The sequence below is a fragment of the Dorea sp. AM13-35 genome, from assembly GCF_003473885.1.
Taxonomy (GTDB): Bacteria; Bacillota; Clostridia; order Lachnospirales; family Lachnospiraceae; genus Dorea_D; species Dorea_D hominis.
Map to the genome: position 1 here is coordinate 89,366 of NZ_QUCZ01000008.1, position 20,007 is coordinate 109,372.

Below are 20,007 nucleotides of genomic sequence, written 5' to 3' on the forward strand. Positions count from 1 at the left end.
TGCCCCCTTCTTTCCTACAGGTAAAATAACTGCCGGATATTCTGAAACAACTGGTAAATGTATGGCACGATCCAGAACAATACAAGCAGAAGTCCTGCAAAGCTTGTTAAAAATGCCTGTTCTTCCCTGCCACTATGTTTCAGCACCTGACTGAGTACCGATACTAAAATCCCGACAGCCGCAATCTTAAATATCAGATTTACATCCATCTCTTCCTCCTTCAGATCAGAAGCACGACTGTCAGAATCCCGCCCATGATCCCCATAAGATAATAAAGTCTCATCTTCGTGTACATCTGTTTCTGTATCTGCCTTAACGATTCCTCCACTTTCTCTTCATACAGCTCCAGAGAACGGATCTGCATCTTAAGATCCAGATTTCCAAGTCTTGCACCGACTTCTTTCAGATTCTCTTTTTCTTTTCTTGAAATCATCAGACCCACAAGACAGACATCTGCCGATTCCTGCCATATTTTTACGAATCGTTTTTCTTTTTTGCATCGCATTTCATTTCTCATCATAAGAAGCCAGTTACGGTACGGATCTTCACATTTTTCTGCAACGGATGCAAACACTTCTTCCAGGCTGGACCTGGCATAGCAGATCTCACTTTTTAATAAAGAAATAAGATACCGTATCTTTTGCAGTTCTTCGTATTCCTCACGAATCTTATGTGCATGCCTTGTCCCTTCCATGGAAGCCGAGAAAAGGATAAGAAAAGCGCCTATGGCTTTCCACATTTTTCATCACCTGCCATGCCGGTATAGCCCGCTGTGTTGGACTGTCCGACAAAAGAATACAGTGTATTCCCCCTGTCATCATAGATGCCGCCAACTTCACCGACTTTTCCTTCTCCTGATAAGACAATATATCTTTCAAAACGCTTCTGTTTGATCAATGTGCCAAGTACCGGCTTTCTCTTCACTTCCTGCATGGATTCTCCATGTACGGTCGCAAGCATTTTGCAGCCACAGTGCATTGCATACTCTATGGCATGTACATCCTGCGCCGTGCCGATTTCATCAACTGCTACGACTTCCGGTGTCATGGAACGGATGAGCATGATCATTCCTTCTGCCTTCGGGCAGGCGTCCAGGATGTCTGTCCGCATCCCGACATGATTCTGCGCAACGCCCTGATAACATCCTCCGATTTCCGAACGTTCATCTACAATACCCACTGTTTTCCCGCTGATGTATGTATTCCCTTCCGAAATCTGCCTTACAATATCACGCAGAAGTGTTGTTTTTCCCTGTCCCGGCGGTGACACGATCAGGGTGTGAAAAAGCGATCGGTTTCGTGTTATATATGGAAAAATCCAATCGGCACATCCCATCACTTCATGGGCTATCCGGATATTTACGGACGAAATATATTTTAGATTCTTCACATGCCCTCCTTCTAAAATCGCCTGTCCTGCAAAACCAATCCTGTGCCCTCCCTCCACAGTCAGAAATCCCTGCCTCATCTCTTCTTCGTATGCATATAGCGAATAATGGCTCACATATTCCAGCAATTCCCGCACTTCTTCTTTTGTCGCAATATAAGGTCTCCCCCACTCATCTTTCAGCATATATTCCCTGCCATCCTGAAAATAAAAAACCGGCTTCTCAATGCGTACTTTGATCTCCTGCAGTTTTTCATAATCTTTCACGATCTTCTGCATCTGGATTCTTAATTTCCCCGGTAGTAACGATAAGATACATTCTTCTTTCATGTTTTGTCCACCTCTTATCTCCAATATATGCCCGGGACAGTTATTTATTCCTGAAATCCACAAAGGACCGTACCGGATAACCCGGCACGGTCCTTATTTATCATACTGTCTTTTATTTTACAACGTATCACGCAGCAATTTATTCTGCAACATCTTTCATGCTGAATGAAAATCTTCCCATCTTGTCTTTTCCAAGGCATACAACTTTGACTTTATCGCCAAGTGTCAACACATCTTCAACATGGTTTACACGCTCTTTGGAAATCTTGGAAATGTGAACCATTCCTTCTTTTCCCGGTGCAAACTCAATAAATGCTCCAAATTCTTTGATACTGATAACATGTCCTTCCAGAACCTGTCCTGCTTCATAATCTGTAACAATGATGTGAATCAGCTTCTGTGCTTCTTCCATGCTCTTGGCATCTGTTCCGCAGATAGATACTGCTCCGTCATCTGTAATATCAATCTTCACACCAGTCTGCTCGATGATCGCATTGATCGTCTTGCCTCTCTGTCCAACAACATCACCGATCTTCTGAGGATCGATCTGCATCTGGATAATCTTCGGTGCAAATTCACCAACCTCTGTTCTCGGCTCTGCGATTGCTTTTGACATACACTCATCCATGATGAACAGACGAGCCTGTCTTGTACGTGCGATTGCTTCCTCAACGATCGGTCTTGTAAGTCCGTGGATCTTAATATCCATCTGGATTGCTGTGATACCTTTCTTTGTACCAGTTACCTTAAAGTCCATATCACCAAAGAAGTCTTCCAGTCCCTGTATATCTGTAAGTACCAGATAATCATCATCTGTATCTCCTGTTACAAGTCCGCATGAGATACCTGCAACCATAGCTTTAATCGGAACACCTGCAGCCATAAGTGACATACAAGATGCACATGTAGAAGCCATTGATGTAGATCCGTTAGACTCAAATGTCTCGGATACGGTACGGATTGCATACGGGAACTCTGTCTCACTCGGAAGCACCGGAACCAATGCACGCTCTGCAAGTGCTCCATGTCCGATCTCACGACGTCCCGGTCCTCTGGATGGTCTTGTCTCTCCAACAGAGTATGACGGGAAGTTATAGTGATGCATATAACGCTTTGTTGTCTCTTTTTCATCCAGTCCGTCAAGTCTCTGTGCCTCTGACAGTGGAGCCAGTGTGCAGATATTACAGATCTGTGTCTGTCCACGTGTAAACATAGCAGAACCATGTACTCTAGGAATCAGATCTACTTCTGCAGCAAGTGGACGAATCTGGTCGATTGCTCTTCCATCCGGACGCTTGTGATCTTTCAGGATCATCTTGCGGACAGTCTTCTTCTGATACTGGTAAATTGCATCTCCAAGAACAGCAAGCCATTCTTCATTATCAGCAAACGCTTCCTCTAACTTATCTGTAATCTGACGGATATTTTCTTCTCTTACCTGTTTATCATCTGTAAATACAGCTTCCTCCATAGTCTCCGGCGGTACGATTTCTTTGATTGCTGCAAATAATTCTTCCGGAATCGCAAAACTCTCATAGCTGTGTTTTTCTTTTCCGCATTCTGCAACGATTGTATCGATAAATGCGATTACTTTCTGGTTCACTTCATGAGCTGCGTAAATCGCTTCGACCATCTGTGCTTCCGGAACTTCATTCGCTCCTGCTTCGATCATGATAACTTTCTCTCTTGTAGATGCAACCGTCAGCGCCATATCAGATATTTCTTTCTGTTCTGCTGTCGGATTAAATACAAATTCACCGTCAACCAGTCCAACCTGTGTTGTAGAGATCGGTCCGTCAAACGGGATATCAGAAATTGTAGTCGCAATTGCTGCTCCAAGCATAGCTGTCAACTCCGGTGAACAATCCTGATCTACAGAAAGTACCAGGTTCTCCAATGTAACATCATTACGGTAATCCTTTGGGAACAGTGGTCGCATCGGACGGTCGATAACACGGCATGTCAGGATCGCATTCTCAGATGCTTTTCCTTCTCTTTTGTTAAATCCTCCCGGGATCTTACCTACGGAATACATTCTCTCATTATATTCTACACTTAACGGGAAGAAATCGATTCCTTCTCTTGGCTTCTCAGAAGCAGTTGCTGTACAAAGTACAGTTGTATCACCATAGTGCATTAAAACCGCACCGTTCGCCTGCTTCGCTACTCTACCAACATCTACGCGAAGTGTTCTTCCGGCTAATTCCATCTCATACTTCTTATACATAGTATTCTCCTTTTATCTTCATTCATCTGTTCTGCGAAAGAAGGATACCGAAACTACTGAAAAAGACACTCTCTTTTCGCTACCACCGGACAATATCCTTTTCAGTGGTCTCGGATTATATCTCCCTCGTCCGCAATCCAATATATTATAGCATATCTTATGTAAATACACCATATCTTTTTTCTACAAAAAATTCCGACTGCATAACGCAATCGGAATTTTTATTAAAATCATTATTATTTTCTAAGTCCAAGTTTCTCGATCAGAGCACGATATCTGTTGATATCTGTCTTCTTCAGGTATGCAAGAAGTCCTCTTCTCTGTCCTACCATCTTAAGAAGTCCTCTTCTTGAGTGATGATCCTTCGGGTTAGCTTTGAAATGATCTGTCAGGTCATTGATTCTTGCTGTCAGGATAGCTACCTGTACTTCCGGTGAACCTGTATCTCCTGCTGTTCTTCCAAAGTCTTTAATGATCTGTTCTTTCTGTTCTTTTGAAACCATTGTGATTTCCTCCTTTTAATTCTCTTAATTATCGCCTGATATTAAGCAACGGTTGGAGTATCCTGTTACCGAACACCGGCTGTTCATACCAGATGAGTATAACACAACACTTATCCTCTGTAAAGGATTATTTTACTCTTCTTCATCAGATTTGTATTCATCCGGTACCATGATCGCAAATGCGATATTGGTTCCATGGTCGGCTACACGCTCCAGACCAGATACTGCATCCGCAAAGATCATTCCTGCTTCCGGTGTACATTTGTTCTTCGTCAGCCGCTTGATATGTGATCTTTGCAGTTTCTTTTCCAGCTCATCAATGGCATCTTCCAGTTCCAGAATCTCACGCATATGTTCTTGATTTCCATTTGTAAACATATCCAATGCATATTCCAGAAGTGTCTGTACCGACTTCATCATATCATTCATCTGACGTATCGCCTTGTCGCTTAATTTTACGCCGGAATCAATTCTCTCTCTTGCAGCCTCAGCCATATTTTCTGCATGATCACCGATTCTTTCAATATCATTTACTACATGGAACAGTCCTCCCAGCTTATCTGCATCTGCAGTCGGAAGTTCCAGCTCATTTGCCCTCACAAGGTAATCCGTGATCTTACTGTTCATAAAATCAATATATTTTTCGGTTTTGTATACCTTTTCAATTGCTTCTCCGTCCAACTCACAGAGTGCATGCATGGACAGTTCCAGATTGCTCATTGCAACCTTTCCCATATGCTCGATCTCATGGATTGCATCCATAACTGCCGTTGCAGGTGACATCATAGACTGTTTGATATAATTCAGTTCATACTCATCTTCGTCTGTATCGTCATTTCCCGGAACTACTTTGTAAGTCAGCTTCACGATCCAGCCCATAAACGGGAACAACATAGCCACTTCTATGATTTTCATCAGAGAATGTGTATTGGCAACCGCACGTGCCACATTTCCACCGGAAATTCCAAGCAGTGCACCTGTGATCGGTTTGGTAAATATAAAGATCACAGTAAACATAATTGCAGATCCGATCACGTTAAATAAGAAATGAATCATCGCTGCTCTCTTTGCATCTTTTCTTCCGTTCAGGCTGGCAAGAAGTGCAGACACGCAAGAACCGATGTTACAGCCAAGAATTACAAACGGACAGATCATAAACTGGATCAGATTCTGTGATGCCATCAAAATAATAATACCAACCGTTGCCGAAGAGCTCTGCAAAACAGAAGTCGCAATAAATCCGACAAGGATCGCAATAAACGGACTGCTTAAAGAGCTTAAAAATTCTTTTACAACCGGTGACTGTTTTACAATGGTCAAGGATTCACCCATAACTTTCAGCCCCATAAACAAAATGCCAAATCCCAGAATCACATCACCGGCTCTCTGCACCTTCTGGTTCTTACAGAACATGGACATAATCACACCGATGATTACAAATAGTGGCGCTATATCCGACAGATTAAATGCGATCAACTGTCCGGTGATTGTAGTTCCGATATTGGCTCCCAGAATAATTCCGGTTGCCTGCATCAGATTCATCAGTCCGGAGTTTACAAAACTCACGACCATAACTGTTGTAGCATTGGATGACTGGATGATCGCTGTAAAGATCATACCTACCAGCAGTCCGATAAATCTGTTTTTCGTAAAGACTGCCAGAATACTTCTCATTTTGGCGCCGGCTGCTTTTTCAAGGCTTTCGCTCATCTGGCTCATACCATATAAAAACAGTCCAAGTCCACCAAACAGAGAAAATATAGTTATTATATTCATCTGTTTCTCCTTTTACTCTTTTTCAAAGTATTCTCTGACATACTGTATATCCTGACGGACTCGTACCTGCATTTCCTTAATGGAAGAAAATTTATGTTCCGGGCGTCGGAATTCCAGTAATTCAATTTTAACGTTTTTTCCGTATGCATCTCCGCTATATCCATATAAATAACTCTCGATCAGCACTTTGTTTTCATCTGATACGGTTGGCTTGACTCCGATATTGGATATTGCGCCATAAACTTCCCCATCAATATAAACACGGCTTACATACACTCCTTTTGGCGGCAGTACTTTATGCGCCGGCCATTCTACATTACATGTGGGAAATCCCAACTCACTTCCCAGATGTTTTCCATGTTTTACAATTCCTTCTACCGGGTATGGATATGTCAGAAGGTAATTCGCGGTTGTAATGCTTCCATCTTTGACCAGACTCTTAATAAAACTGCTACTGATCTCCCGATGCTTAAACCGTGCTTTTTCAACTACGATTGCCTTATAATGATATTTTTCGGCATACGCCTCCAGCATATGCGCATCGCCTTCTTTTCCATATCCAAAATGAAAATCAGTCCCTACAACCACATATTCAGCATGAAAAACACCCTTTATAACCTTTTTAATAAAATCTTCCGCACTCATGTGCCGGAGTTCATCTGAAAACGGACATTCCACAAGATAGTCTATTTTGCCGTCCATTCTTTCTCTTCTCTCATCCGGAGTCATAAGAATGTCTTTTTTATTCATCTCAAATGCACACAAAACACTTTTTATATTTCCATTTGTGCAGCATCTGAGCACTTCTTCAACTAACTTCTGGTGGCCCTTATGCACTCCGTCAAACTTTCCAAAGGTCACTGCTGACTTTTCGGTTTCTGTATATTCATTCAGACCTTCTATATATTGCATATTTTTTCCTCTCATGTTCTATACATCCGGCGTATAAAACATTTTTACAAGTTTGTATTTATTTTCGCTTTTCTTATAATCGTACAGACCGATAAACTCCTCCTTTGAATTGTAGATCCTCACTCTGTGAACGTCCGAAATGCTGTGCCCGTCTGGCACATCCCCCACTGCATCCTTCGGAAGTGCGTTACCATTATATGCGAATTTGTCCCATTTTTCCGTCACACACAATGCCGGATAGTGTGCAAACATTGCGTCGACCGGTGTTATGATTTCAGAAAGTCTGCCGTCTGCCACAAAATTTTCCACTTCTGCAAGCGTCTTCGCTTCCGTGAGCATAAATGAACTCACCTTTGTACGGACAAGCTCTTCCATACAGCCGCCGCATCCTAACTTCGCACCGATATCATTGCAAAGCGTACGGATATACGTGCCTTTGGAACAGTGCACCCGCATCTTCACATGCGGCAGATCCATTTCCAGAATATCAATAGAAAAAATTTCAACATTCCGCGGTTTTCTCTCCACTGTCTTTCCTTCTCTTGCAAGCTCATAGAGCTTCTTTCCACCAATCTTAATTGCCGAATACATCGGCGGAGTCTGCGCATAAGCACCGACAAAAGAAGCCACCACACTTCTTACATCTGCCTCTGTCACAGTACCGGTCTGCTTTTCACTCAGTACAGTTCCGGATATATCCTGTGTATCTGTTTCCCGCCCAAGCAGCAGTACCGTTTCGTATGTTTTATCTTTGTCTGTTAAAAGATCACATAATTTTGTTGCTTTACCAAAGCAGACCGGCAGCACACCGGTCGCATCCGGATCCAGTGTTCCTGTGTGTCCGATTTTCTTCTGCCCGACAATTCTGCGTAATTTTGCAACGACATCATGTGATGTATAGCCTTTTTCTTTGTAAATATTTATAATGCCATGAATCATAGTTACTCCTCAAGCTGCGCTACAATCTGTGCGGAGACATTGTTCAACACATCAAACGGCTGACCTGTCATTGTAAAGCCTGCCGCTTTTTTATGTCCGCCGCCGCCAAAATACTGTGCGATCTTGCTGACATCCACATCGTCATTCGAGCGGAGACTGACTTTGAATTCATTCAGCTTTAATTCATACATGAAAATCGCAACTTTTGTATCTTTTGTATTGCGCAACTGACTTACGATTCCTTCCAGATCTTTCGGTTTTACACCATAGAATTCCATCTCTTTCTGCCGCACATAAGTTGCAATGCACTGTCCATCCAGGAGAAGGATACTCTCTAAGAGTGCACGTCCTAAAATCTGGTTCTGGTTGTATGTTTTTTCATAAAATGTATCATGAATAATCTCCGGCGCATCGATTCCTTTTTCCATCAGTACTGCCGCCGCCCGCATCGTATCCGGTGAAGTGCAGGAATACTGGAATACACCGGTATCGTGTACGATTCCAAGATACAACGCTTCTGCCGTCTCTTTGCTGATACGCTTCTTATCCAGCAGTTCATACACCAGTTCCGATGTAGAACTTGCATCCGGCCGGATCACATTATCCATCGCAAAGCTTACATTGCTGATGTGATGATCCACACAGAATGTGTGTGCTGCCTGTTCAAAAAGCGGTGCTGAAAATCCAAGTCTTCCCTTATCTCCACAATCCAGGCAGATAAAGAGATCATAGACTTTATTCTCCGGGATTTCTGAACGGATTTCCTCAATTCCTTTCAGGAATTGAAAAGAATCTGGGATTTCTTCCAGATATACCGTCACTTTTTTATCTGGATAATTCTCAATGATATACTGACGCAGTCCCATACAGGAACCTACACAGTCTCCGTCCGGTCTTACATGACCACCGATTGCGATTTCTTTTGCTCCGCTCAGTATCTTATTCAGCATCTTCGTCACCTTCTGTTTTCATTCCTTTTGTCACTTCATCGATCTTTTTGGACATATTTACACCATATTCGATCGACTGATCCAGAACAAATGTAATCTCCGGTGTGTTGCGCATATTTAATGTATGCGCAAGCTCCCGGCGGATATAACCTTCTGCACTCTGTAAACCTTCCAGTGTATCTTTCTGTGCTTTTTCATCACCGAGCACACTGATATAGGCTTTACAAGTCTTAAGATCCGGTGCGACTTCTGCCGCAACAACAGAAGTCCATGGAGCAACTCTCGGATCTTTGAGCCCGCCCCGGATAATACTACTTAATTCGCGCTGTACTTCTGTATTTACTCTTGTATTCTTAATGCTACGTTTTCTCAAATTGCTCTCCTCTTTTCTTCCTATCTAGGAATCTCAACCATCTTGAATGCTTCTACAAGATCGCCTTCTTTTACATCATTGAAGTTTGCAAATACGAAACCACACTCATAGCCTGCTCTGACTTCTTTCACGTCATCTTTGAAACGTTTAAGGGAAGCAAGTGCACCTTCAAATACGACAATGCCATCTCTTGTGATACGCACAGAACAGTCTCTTTCAAATGTTCCATCCAGTACATAAGATCCTGCGATCGTACCAACACCGGATGCTTTGAACAGCTGACGTACTTCTGCATGGCCAAGTACTTTTTCTTCAAATACCGGATCCAGAAGTCCTTTCATGGCTGCTTCCACATCTTCGATCGCATTGTAGATGACACGATACAGACGGATATCTACACCTTCACGGTCTGCGGTTTCTTTTGCTGTTGCATCCGGACGTACATTAAATCCTATGATGATCGCGTTAGATGCAGATGCAAGGCTTACATCAGATTCATTGACCGCACCAACACCGCCATGGATGATTTTTACAACAACTTCATCATTGGAAAGTTTCAGAAGACTCTGTTTGATTGCTTCTACAGATCCCTGTACGTCTGCTTTTACAACGATGTTTAATTCTTTTAAGTTACCTTCCTGAATCTGGTTGAACAGATCATCCAGAGACAGTTTTGATTTTGTTTCTTCCAGAAGTTTTACTTTGCTCTGTGAAATAAATGTCTCAGCAAAGTTTCTTGCTTCTTTATCATTTGCACATCCGACAAATACTTCTCCGGCATTCGGTACATCATTGAGTCCGAGAATCTCTACCGGCACAGACGGACCTGCTTCTTTGACGCGGCGTCCTTTGTCGTCCATCATTGCTCTGACTTTACCATGTGAAGATCCTGCTGCGATCGCATCTCCGACACGCAGTGTTCCTTTCTGTACAAGGACTGTTGAAACCGGACCTCTTCCTTTGTCGAGCTGTGCTTCTAGGACAAGTCCTCTTGCACGTCTGTTTGGATTTGCCTTTAATTCCATTACTTCTGCAGTCAGTACGATCATTTCCATCAGATCTTCCAGACCTTCTCCTGTCTTTGCAGATACCGGGACAAAAATTGTGCTTCCGCCCCAGTCTTCCGGAATCAGTTCATACTCTGTCATTTCCTGTTTTACTCGCTCGATATTAGCGCTTGGTTTATCGATCTTATTAACTGCAACGATGATCTCAACACCGGCTGCTTTCGCATGGTTGATTGCTTCTACTGTCTGCGGCATTACACCATCATCTGCTGCTACAACAAGGATTGCGATATCTGTAGAGCTTGCTCCACGCATACGCATTGCTGTAAACGCCTCATGTCCCGGTGTGTCAAGGAATGTGATCTTCTCACCTTTAACATCTACGACATAAGCACCGATATGCTGGGTGATTCCTCCGGCCTCGCCGCCTATTACATTCGTATGACGGATTGCATCCAGAAGAGAAGTTTTACCGTGGTCAACGTGTCCCATAACACATACAACCGGCGGACGTTTTTTCATCTTCTTCTCATCTTCTTCCTCTTCTTTTAAGAGTTCTTCGATAACATCCACAACTTCTTCTTTTTCACATAATACATCAAATTCCAGCGCGATCTCTTCTGCTGTATCATAATCGATCTCCTGGTTGACTGTTACAACTTTGCCCTGCATAAACAGCTTTTTAACAATCACAGAAGGGACAACTTTCATCTTGTCAGCAAGCTCTTTGATCGTCAGAACTTCCGGAATTACGATAGACTTAATCTCTTCTTCCTGTTTCTGCTCCTTCGGCTGTGGTTTCTGCATTGGCTTCTTGTTATTCTTTGGCATTCTTTCTTCTTCATCACGGCGGTAATCTTTTTTCTTATGCTCATCCTTGCCTTTGCCCTTGTTACTTCTCTGCGGCTTCTGTGTCGGTGCCTCAGGTGCCGGAATTGAAGGTCCGTTATTTCTTCTGTCATTATTTCTTCCGCTGCGGTCGTTTCTTCTATCATTATTTCTTCCGCCACGGTCGTTTCTTCTGTCGTCATTTCTTCCGCCGCGGTCGTTTCTTCTGTCATCATTTCTTCCGCTGCGGTCATTTCTTCTGTCGTCGTTTCTTCTGTCATTATTTCTTCCGCCACGGTCATTTCTTCTGTCATCATTTCTTCCGTTGCGGTCGTTTCTTCTGTCATCATTTCTTCCGCCGCGGTCATTTCTGTTATCGTTACGACCGCTTCTATCACCGCGCTCTGATCTTGTTGTACGCTCAGAATTCGGTCTGTCGTTATTTACACGTTTCTCGTTATTCTTCACTACTTTTTCTTCTCTCTTTTCTTTATTCTCTTCCTTTATCTCCGTTTTCACTGCCTGTTTCTCTGCTGTCTTCACTTCTGCTGCTTTGGCTTTCTCAGCTGTTTTAACTCTCTCTTCTGTCTTCGGTGCTTCCGGTTTTACCGATCCTTTTGCCGGTCTTCCGTTGTTCACTTGCATCGGACGCCCCTGGGGCATGGTCTGCTTCGTCCCCTGACGTCTTCCATGCTTATTGCCATTCTGTGTATTCTGCGGCCGGAATACATGAACAATATTTTTCTTTTTCGGTGCTTCACCGGATTCCCCCTCAGATTTCCGGTTCTTACTGAAATGTTCTTTTACCTGACCGGCAGCAGTCTCTTCCAGTGCACTCATGTGATTTTTCACTTCTATTTTTTTGCTCTCCAGGAACTCCAGTACATCCTTACTCTGTACATTCAGCTCCTTAGCTAATTCATATACTTTGATTTTTGCCATATATTAACTACCTCCTTTATGCAATTATTCTTCTTCCGTTTCCAGATGTCTGCGAATTCCCTTTGCAAGACCTTCATCCAGAATTGCAAGGGATGCACGAAATTCTTTTCCCATTGCATGCCCTAAGGTATCTTTATCTTTGTAAAAATAAATCGGTACCTGATAAAATTCACACATATTGCGGAATTTCTTCTTTGTATTCTCAGACGCATCTCCTGCTACGATCACAAGATATGCTCTTGCGGATTTTACTTCCTTTTCTGTACTGAACTCACCACTGGCAACTTTTCCGGCTTTTGTAGCAAGCCCAATCATTGACAATGCTTTACTGTGACTCAAGATGCTCCATCTCCTTTTCCAGCGACTCATACACTTCTTTCGGAATTGCCTGCTTAAAAGAACGCTCCAGTCCTTTGCTCTTAATTGCCTGTGACAGGCACTCTCTGTTCGGACAAATATACGCTCCTCTGCCATTCTTCTTGCCGGTTGCATCCAGAACAAATTCCTGTTCAGAAGTACGGATTACCCGGATCATCTCTTTTTTATTCTTCATTTCCCGGCATCCTACGCACTGACGCATAGGTATTTTTTTATTCGCGCTCAAACAATCACCTATTCTTCTGTTTCACTGATTTCTTCCGGTTTCTCAGTTTCTTCTACAAGATCCAGATCTATATCTACATCTGCGGTCTCTTCTTCGTATCCGTCTTCCACTTCTTCTTCAAAGACACCTTCGCTCAGTTCCATATAGTTTTCCGGAAGTTCTCCTGATTCAATTGCCTGTGTTTCACTCTTAATATCAATTTTATAACCGGTCAGCCTTGCCGCCAGCCTTGCATTCTGTCCTTCTTTACCGATTGCAAGTGAGAGCTGGTAATCCGGCACGATCACGCTTGCGACCTTCTCATCCGGATCTGCCATTACGGAAATAACTTTCGCCGGGCTTAAAGCATTCTCGATCAGGATTGCCGGGTTGTCACTCCAGTTGATAATATCGATTTTCTCACCGCGGAGTTCATTTACGATTGCATTAACTCTTGCACCGTTCATTCCGACACAGGCTCCTACCGGATCAACATCCGGATCATTGGACCATACAGCAATCTTTGTTCTGCTTCCGGCTTCTCTTGCAATACTCTTGATCTCTACAATACCATCTTTTACTTCTGTTACTTCTGATTCAAAGAGACGTTTTACAAGTTCCGGATGTGTACGGGATACAAGGATCTTCGGTCCCTTCGTTGTATTCTTAACTTCTACGATATATAATTTGATTCTCTCTGTCGGTTTGAATACTTCACCTTTTACCTGCTCATTCTCTGTCAGCATCGCATCTGCTTTACCAAGATTAATACTCACATTCTTGCCAACATAACGCTGTACGATACCTGTTACGATATCTTTTTCTTTCTCAAAGTACTGATCATATACAACTTTCCTCTCTTCTTCACGAATTTTCTGAAGAATCAGGTTCTTGGCATTCTGTGTTGCAATTCTTCCAAATGATTTGGATTCGATCGGTACATGTACGATATCTCCAATGTCATATTTACCATCCATCTTTCTTGCATCTTCCAGACTGATCTGTTCCAACGTATCTTCTACATCTTCCACAACTTCTTTCTCAGCATAGAGCTGGTAATCACAGGATTCACGATCCATGATCACTTTAATGTTATCAGCCTTGCCAAAATGACTCTTGCAGGCATTCAGCAGCGAATTTTCGATTGCATCTAACAGACTCTCTTTGCTGATATCCTTTTCTTTCTCTAAAATATTCAACGCTTCTAATAATTCTGTGTTCATGATTATCCTCCTCCTAAACTAAAAATCGAACGCCTGGCGAATCAGCGCTATCTCGCCTTTTTCAAATGTTTTCATTGTTTCATCATCAAGCTCAATTGTTACCGTGTCTGCATCGTATGCTTTCAGGATTCCGGTAAATTCTTTGCGCTTATCTATCATACGGTAAGTACGGATCTCAACTTTCTTATTCAGATTACGTTTGTAATCCTTCTCCTTCTTAAGCGGTCTTCCCAGTCCCGGAGAGCTGATCTCCATAATATAGCTGTCTTCAATATAATCTTTCTCATCCAGAATGTCTGACAGTCTGCGGCTTACTTTCTCACAGTCATCTACACTGATTCCGCCCGGTTTGTCAATGTAAGCACGTAAATACCAGTTGCTTCCTTCTTTCACGTATTCTACATCGACCAGTTCAAATCCATATTCTTCTACGATCGGTGTCAGATATTCTTCTGTCTTCTGTTCGTAAATTTCTCTTTTTGACAACGCTAAACTTCCTTTCTCTGATTTAAAGTAAGATACTGTAGCAACAAAGAAGAGTGAACTTTCGTCCACTCTTCTGTCATCGGGTTGCTTATGTTACTATGTGTCAGTATAACACTGTTTCCTTTTAAAATCAAGGAATTATTTATATTTTGCCTATTTTATATACATAATTTGCACGCATATGTTTTTTCTGTCTCGACTTTACTGTTTTTAGATTGTCCGGAAATCCGATAACTGTACTTCACATTATAAATCCAGAAAACTTCAGGATGATCATAACTGAAGGCATCTACTGCATTTTGTGCAATTTCTGAAATCTCTTCTTCCAAATGTATAAAATCTTCATCCTCTTCCAGATTCTCCCAGGCGCTGTTCGAATCTAATTGGAATTTGTCCCGCCGGTGATAATAACATCACAGCCAGAGCAATAATAAGTGTTCCTGCAATTCATTTTTTCATTCTGCTATACTCTTCCTTCTTTAAATGCCATCATCATGTCATTTGTAAGGCTTAAATCTTCACGCTCTACCGGCATCTTCTCCCGGTCAAACCATTCTGCCATTGCCAGTTCTTCTCTGTCGAGATTAATTTCTTCCTCTCCATCCAGATCACAGAAGAATCCCATCAGCAGTGTATCGGAGAAAGACCATGGCTGACTTTTGTAATAACGAATATTTTTAACCTTCAGGCCTACTTCTTCCATGACTTCTCTTGATACGGTTTCCTCTATCGATTCTCCGATTTCATTAAATCCTGCAAGCAGAGCATAATTTTTATAACTTCTGCCTGTGTATTTGGACATCAGGATTCTGTCTCCATGAGTCACACCGATGATCACAGCCGGGCAGATTTTGGGAAATTCCATCAATCCGCACTTCGGACATTTTAGCATTCTCTCTTTTCCATCTGCTTTCATACGCGTTCCGCAATAACCGCAGAAACGTCTCGTATCATACCAGCGCTGTAACTGCCATCCGGTAATCGCTGCAAACGCCTGATATTTTGGCTTTGCACTGCGGAAATATTCTACAGCCTTCCACACATATCCGGCTACTTGCAGGCGTTCCACACTCACAGATGTATTCACATCATCTACAACTTCCATCTTATCTGTCGTCTTATGATTCAGAAGATAGTACACTTTTTCATCAATCGTGAACAGATAAATAAGTTTCTCCCCGGCAGTCTCTGACGCTTTGCAGATCTCTGCGACTTTCGGAAATGCAATCTCTCCTTCTGTCACAAGCACTGCTCTTCCATCATAGTAAAGCACATAATCCTCTGCTTCCGGTTTCTGTGGTCTGTATGTATTATCATACTGATGTGGTGCAATTTCCTGTATCATTTGTCCATCCCCTTATTTATGCCCTTGTCTTTGTTCCTGTTCCGTCACGTTTTGCCATTTTCAGTCGATTTAATGTCACTTCTTTTTCTTTGTACATGACCTTTGTCTCGGTTCCTTCTTCAAACAGATAAACATGTTCCAGCTCGTCTTCTTTCCGGAGTTTGATTCCACGCACACCAATTGCACCTTTCTTCTTCTCCGAAACTTCATCTGCCGCAAAACGCAGAAAATATCCATCTTTTGTCTGTAAGACGACCTGCTGGTTATCGGTGATCACCTGAATGCTTACTACTGCATCATCTGCCTGTAATTTCGTAGCTGCGATCGTACGCTTTGCCACCTGGAATTCCTGTCCGTCTACCTTTTTGATCATGCCCTGTTTCGTTGCAAATAATAATTTTGCATAACGGGTTTGTTCTGCATCACAGATATAAACAATTTCCTCTGCGGTGCTATCATAATTACTTACATTGTCGATTGGCAGACCTTTGTCACGGAATTTTCCGTGCGGCAGATCTAACACTTTGATCTGATGCATCTTACCTCCCGCTGTAAATACACACAGTTTTCCGGTATTCATCGCATGCAGGACATATTTATTCTCACTGTCCGCCGCTTCTTTATTTCTCTCATATGTTGCGGCATCTACCGTTCTGGCATAACCGAAACGATCCATCAGGAAGACAACTTCCTGTTCTTCGATCTTATTCTCTTCAAAGACAGCCTCTTCTGCATTTTCAATAACAGTCCGTCTCTTTCTGCCGAATTCTTTCTTGATCTGATCTAAATCTTCCATGATCACTGCTGCCATGGAATCATAATTATTCAGAATATCTTCGTATTTTGCAATATTTGCAAGCGTCGTCTCATGCTCTTTCATAAGCGCTGCGATTTCCAGACCAATCAGCTTATAGAGCCGCATCTCCAGAATGGCATTTGCCTGACGTTCTGTAAAACGGAGCATTGCCGCCATTTTTCTGGAAATATTAGATTTAAACTTAATATTTTCCGTAATTCCTTTTGTCAGACATGCTCTGGCGTCTTTTACAGACTGGCTCCCACGCAGGATCTCAATGATCAGGTCAATGACGTCACATGCCTTGATAAGACCCTCCTGGATCTCTTTTTTATCCTGCTCTTTCGCAAGCAGATTTTTATATTTTCTCGTTGTTAGCTCAAACTGGAAATCCACATGATGCTCAATGATCCTTTTGAGTCCCATCGTCTCCGGGCGCCCATTTGCAACAGCAAGCATATTTACGCCAAAGGTATCTTCCAGACGTGTTTTCTTATATAACATGTTTGTCAGATTGGTTACATCTGCACCTTTTTTCAGTTCAATAACAATCCGGATTCCTTCCTTAGATGACTGATTGGAAATATCTACAATATCACTTGTCTTCTTTGTCTCTACAAGATTGCAGACATCGTTTAAGAATTTTCCAATTCCGGCTCCGATCATCGTATATGGAATCTCGGAAATGACAAGACGTTTCTTGCCACCTTTCATCTCTTCGACATCCACTTTTCCACGAAGTTTGATCTTACCGGTTCCACTTTCATAAATACTCACAAGATCGTCTTTATTTACAACGATTCCTCCTGTCGGAAAATCCGGTCCTTTGATATATTTCATCAGCTGTCTCGTACTGATATCATCATTTTTCATATATGCTTTGACAGCATCTACAACCTCGGCAAGATTGTGTGTCGGGATACTGGTTGCCATCCCGACCGCGATACCTTCCGCACCGTTTACAAGAAGGTTCGGGATACGGACCGGCAAAACTTCCGGCTCTTTCTCTGTCTCATCAAAATTCGGCACGAAATCAATAACATCTTTATCCAGGTCAGCCAGATACACTTCCTGCGTAATCTTCGCAAGCCTTGCTTCTGTATAACGCATGGCGGCCGCTCCGTCTCCTTCGATGGAGCCAAAATTTCCATGTCCGTCTACAAGTATCATTCCTTTTTTAAAATCCTGTGCCATCACGACAAGTGCATCATAAATCGAGCTGTCACCGTGCGGATGATATTTACCCATCGTATCCCCAACAATACGGGCGCATTTCCGGTATGGCTTGTCATAGCGGATACCCAGTTCGTGCATATCGTAAAGCGTACGTCTCTGTACCGGCTTTAATCCGTCACGTGCATCCGGCAGCGCTCTGGCAACAATAACACTCATCGCATAGTCAATATATGATTTTTTCATCACTTCCGAATACTCGGTTCTTATGATCTGTGAATCCTGCATCTTTCTTCTCCTTTATACGTCCAGTTCTGCCTCTGCAGCATTTTCATAAATAAATTCTCTTCGCGGCGGTACTTCCGTTCCCATCAACATCTCTGTCACTGCAGAAGCCATTCTCGCATCTTCAATCTCAACTCTTTTTAAAATACGGGTTTCCGGATTCAGTGTTGTCTCCCAGAGCTGCTCTGCATCCATCTCGCCCAGACCTTTGTACCGCTGCAATGTAAACGGACCTTCGTGTGTCTTCCGGTAACACTCCAGCGCTTTGTCATCGTACAGATATTCTTCTTCGCCTTTTTTCGGCATCGCTTTATAAAGTGGCGGCATCGCAATGTAGACATGTCCTTCATCGATCAGTTCTTTCATAAAACGATAGAACAATGTAAGAAGCAGTGTCGAAATGTGTGCACCATCCACGTCCGCATCTGCCATGATAATGATCTTATCATAACGGAGTTTGCTGATATCAAAATCATTTCCATAACCTTCCGAAAAGCCACAGCCGAATGCATTGATCATCGTCTTGATCTCCGCATTTGCAAGCACCTTGTCGATCGTTGCTTTTTCTACATTCAGGATCTTACCACGGATCGGCAGGATTGCCTGATACATACGGTCACGCGCTGTTTTTGCAGATCCTCCGGCGGAATCTCCCTCGACAATAAAAATCTCACATTTTGATGCATCACGGCTTTCACAATTTGCAAGCTTTCCGTTGCTGTCAAAGGAATATTTCTGCTTTGTCAGAAGATTGGTCTTCGCTTTTTCTTCTGTCTTACGGATCTTTGCCGCTTTCTCTGCACAGCCGATCACTTTCTTAAGCGTTTCCAGATTACGATCAAAATAACGCACGATTTCATCGCCGGTCACCTTACTTGTCGCTTTTGCCGCATCCGGGTTATCCAGTTTTGTCTTCGTCTGTCCTTCAAAGCGGGGGTCCGGATGTTTGATGGATACGATTGCAGTCATTCCATTTCGGATATCTGCTCCGGTAAAGTTCGCATCTTTATCTTTCAGAATTCCAAGTTCTCTTGCATATTGGTTGATCACGGTCGTAAATGTCGTTTTAAATCCGGTCAGATGCATTCCGCCTTCACTGTTGTAAATATTATTACAGAAGCCAAGAATGTTTTCATGGAACTCATTGACATACTGGAATGCCACTTCCACTTCAATTCCGTCCGCAGTTCCTTTAAAATAAACCGGCTCATGGATCTTCTCTTTCTTTCCATTCAGATCCTGGATAAATCCGATGATTCCTTCCGGTTCGTGGTAGGTGATCTTCTCTTTTTTTCCATCTCTTAAGTCTTCAAAAACGATCGTCAGCTCTGGATTCAGATATGCCGTTTCATGCATACGGCTTTTTACATCTTCAGCCTTGAATCTTGTTTTCTCAAAAATCGTTCCATCCGGCAGGAAATTTACTTTTGTTCCGGTTTTTCTTGTTTTTCCAAGTTTTGGAAGAAGACCATCTACCAGCTCTACGACCGGATTTCCCTTTTCATATCTGTCATGGTGGATATAGCCGTCACGGCTGATCTCCACATCCATATATACGGACAGTGCATTTACAACAGAAGAACCTACACCGTGCAGACCTCCGCTTGTCTTATATGCCGAGTCATCGAACTTACCACCGGCATGAAGCGTTGTATAGACAAGACGCTCTGCCGGCACACCTTTGGCATGCATATCGACCGGCACACCACGTCCATTATCTGCAATCGTGGCAGAACCGTCTTTTTCCAGTGTGACATGAATCTCGCTGCAGTATCCTGCCAGATGTTCATCTACCGCATTATCTACAATCTCATAGATCAGATGGTTCAGACCTTTTGTAGATACGCTTCCGATATACATTCCCGGTCTTTTTCTTACCGCTTCCAGACCTTCTAATACTGAAATACTCTCCGCATCATATGTGTTTTTCTTCGCCATTCCTT

18 protein-coding genes are annotated in these 20,007 nt (G+C 42.8%); all 18 read right to left on the bottom strand.

Annotation, left to right across the window (positions count from 1 at the left end):
* Positions 1–14: 14 nt before the first annotated feature.
* A complete protein-coding gene (gene spoIIIAC, locus DW152_RS10040; RefSeq protein WP_021859990.1) occupies positions 15–209 on the bottom strand; it encodes a stage III sporulation protein AC in 195 nt (64 codons plus the stop codon).
* Between the two features lie 11 nt (positions 210–220).
* Positions 221–739 (bottom strand): stage III sporulation protein AB, encoded by a 519-nt coding sequence (locus DW152_RS10045; protein ID WP_021859991.1) that lies wholly within the window; start codon positions 737–739, stop codon positions 221–223.
* The gene (gene spoIIIAA, locus DW152_RS10050; RefSeq protein WP_021859992.1) at positions 724–1,716 is read right to left on the bottom strand and encodes a stage III sporulation protein AA; all 993 of its coding nucleotides are present in this window, start codon (positions 1,714–1,716) and stop codon (positions 724–726) included. The genes DW152_RS10045 and spoIIIAA overlap by 16 nt, the downstream gene beginning before the upstream one ends.
* 139 nt (positions 1,717–1,855) lie before the next feature.
* Complete coding sequence (locus tag DW152_RS10055; protein ID WP_021859993.1) at positions 1,856–3,943, bottom strand: polyribonucleotide nucleotidyltransferase; 2,088 nt, start codon at positions 3,941–3,943, stop codon at positions 1,856–1,858.
* Positions 3,944–4,179: 236 nt separating this feature from the next.
* The gene (rpsO, locus tag DW152_RS10060; protein WP_021859994.1) at positions 4,180–4,446 is read right to left on the bottom strand and encodes a 30S ribosomal protein S15; all 267 of its coding nucleotides are present in this window, start codon (positions 4,444–4,446) and stop codon (positions 4,180–4,182) included.
* A 132-nt stretch (positions 4,447–4,578) separates the two neighbouring features.
* Positions 4,579–6,222: a Na/Pi cotransporter family protein gene (locus DW152_RS10065; protein WP_117537294.1), complete on the bottom strand. Its 1,644-nt coding sequence runs from the start codon at positions 6,220–6,222 to the stop codon at positions 4,579–4,581.
* A gap of 12 nt (positions 6,223–6,234) precedes the next feature.
* Entirely contained in the window at positions 6,235–7,134 is a 900-nt protein-coding gene (locus DW152_RS10070) for a bifunctional riboflavin kinase/FAD synthetase (RefSeq protein WP_021859996.1), read from the bottom strand.
* Between the two features lie 18 nt (positions 7,135–7,152).
* On the bottom strand, positions 7,153–8,073 hold the full coding sequence (gene truB / locus DW152_RS10075) for a tRNA pseudouridine(55) synthase TruB (protein WP_117537295.1): 921 nt from the start codon (positions 8,071–8,073) through the stop codon (positions 7,153–7,155).
* A gap of 2 nt (positions 8,074–8,075) precedes the next feature.
* Positions 8,076–9,023, bottom strand: coding sequence for a DHH family phosphoesterase (locus DW152_RS10080; RefSeq protein ID WP_117537296.1), 948 nt, complete (start codon positions 9,021–9,023; stop codon positions 8,076–8,078).
* Positions 9,013–9,396: a 30S ribosome-binding factor RbfA gene (rbfA, locus tag DW152_RS10085; RefSeq protein ID WP_021859999.1), complete on the bottom strand. Its 384-nt coding sequence runs from the start codon at positions 9,394–9,396 to the stop codon at positions 9,013–9,015. The genes DW152_RS10080 and rbfA overlap by 11 nt, the downstream gene beginning before the upstream one ends.
* 20 nt (positions 9,397–9,416) lie before the next feature.
* A complete protein-coding gene (gene infB / locus DW152_RS10090) occupies positions 9,417–12,173 on the bottom strand; it encodes a translation initiation factor IF-2 (protein WP_117537297.1) in 2,757 nt (918 codons plus the stop codon).
* Positions 12,174–12,197: 24 nt separating this feature from the next.
* Entirely contained in the window at positions 12,198–12,488 is a 291-nt protein-coding gene (locus DW152_RS10095) for a L7Ae/L30e/S12e/Gadd45 family ribosomal protein (RefSeq protein WP_186855643.1), read from the bottom strand.
* 10 nt (positions 12,489–12,498) lie between these two features.
* Positions 12,499–12,753: an RNase P modulator RnpM gene (gene rnpM / locus DW152_RS10100; RefSeq protein ID WP_117537298.1), complete on the bottom strand. Its 255-nt coding sequence runs from the start codon at positions 12,751–12,753 to the stop codon at positions 12,499–12,501.
* Positions 12,754–12,785: 32 nt separating this feature from the next.
* On the bottom strand, positions 12,786–13,979 hold the full coding sequence (nusA, locus tag DW152_RS10105; protein WP_117537299.1) for a transcription termination factor NusA: 1,194 nt from the start codon (positions 13,977–13,979) through the stop codon (positions 12,786–12,788).
* An 18-nt stretch (positions 13,980–13,997) separates the two neighbouring features.
* On the bottom strand, positions 13,998–14,465 hold the full coding sequence (rimP, locus tag DW152_RS10110; protein ID WP_117537300.1) for a ribosome maturation factor RimP: 468 nt from the start codon (positions 14,463–14,465) through the stop codon (positions 13,998–14,000).
* A gap of 463 nt (positions 14,466–14,928) precedes the next feature.
* A complete protein-coding gene (gene nudC, locus DW152_RS10115; RefSeq protein WP_021860005.1) occupies positions 14,929–15,810 on the bottom strand; it encodes an NAD(+) diphosphatase in 882 nt (293 codons plus the stop codon).
* A 16-nt stretch (positions 15,811–15,826) separates the two neighbouring features.
* On the bottom strand, positions 15,827–18,067 hold the full coding sequence (locus DW152_RS10120) for a DNA gyrase/topoisomerase IV subunit A (protein WP_021860006.1): 2,241 nt from the start codon (positions 18,065–18,067) through the stop codon (positions 15,827–15,829).
* A 12-nt stretch (positions 18,068–18,079) separates the two neighbouring features.
* Positions 18,080–20,002, bottom strand: coding sequence for a DNA gyrase/topoisomerase IV subunit B (locus tag DW152_RS10125; RefSeq protein ID WP_021860007.1), 1,923 nt, complete (start codon positions 20,000–20,002; stop codon positions 18,080–18,082).
* Positions 20,003–20,007: the final 5 nt, after the last annotated feature.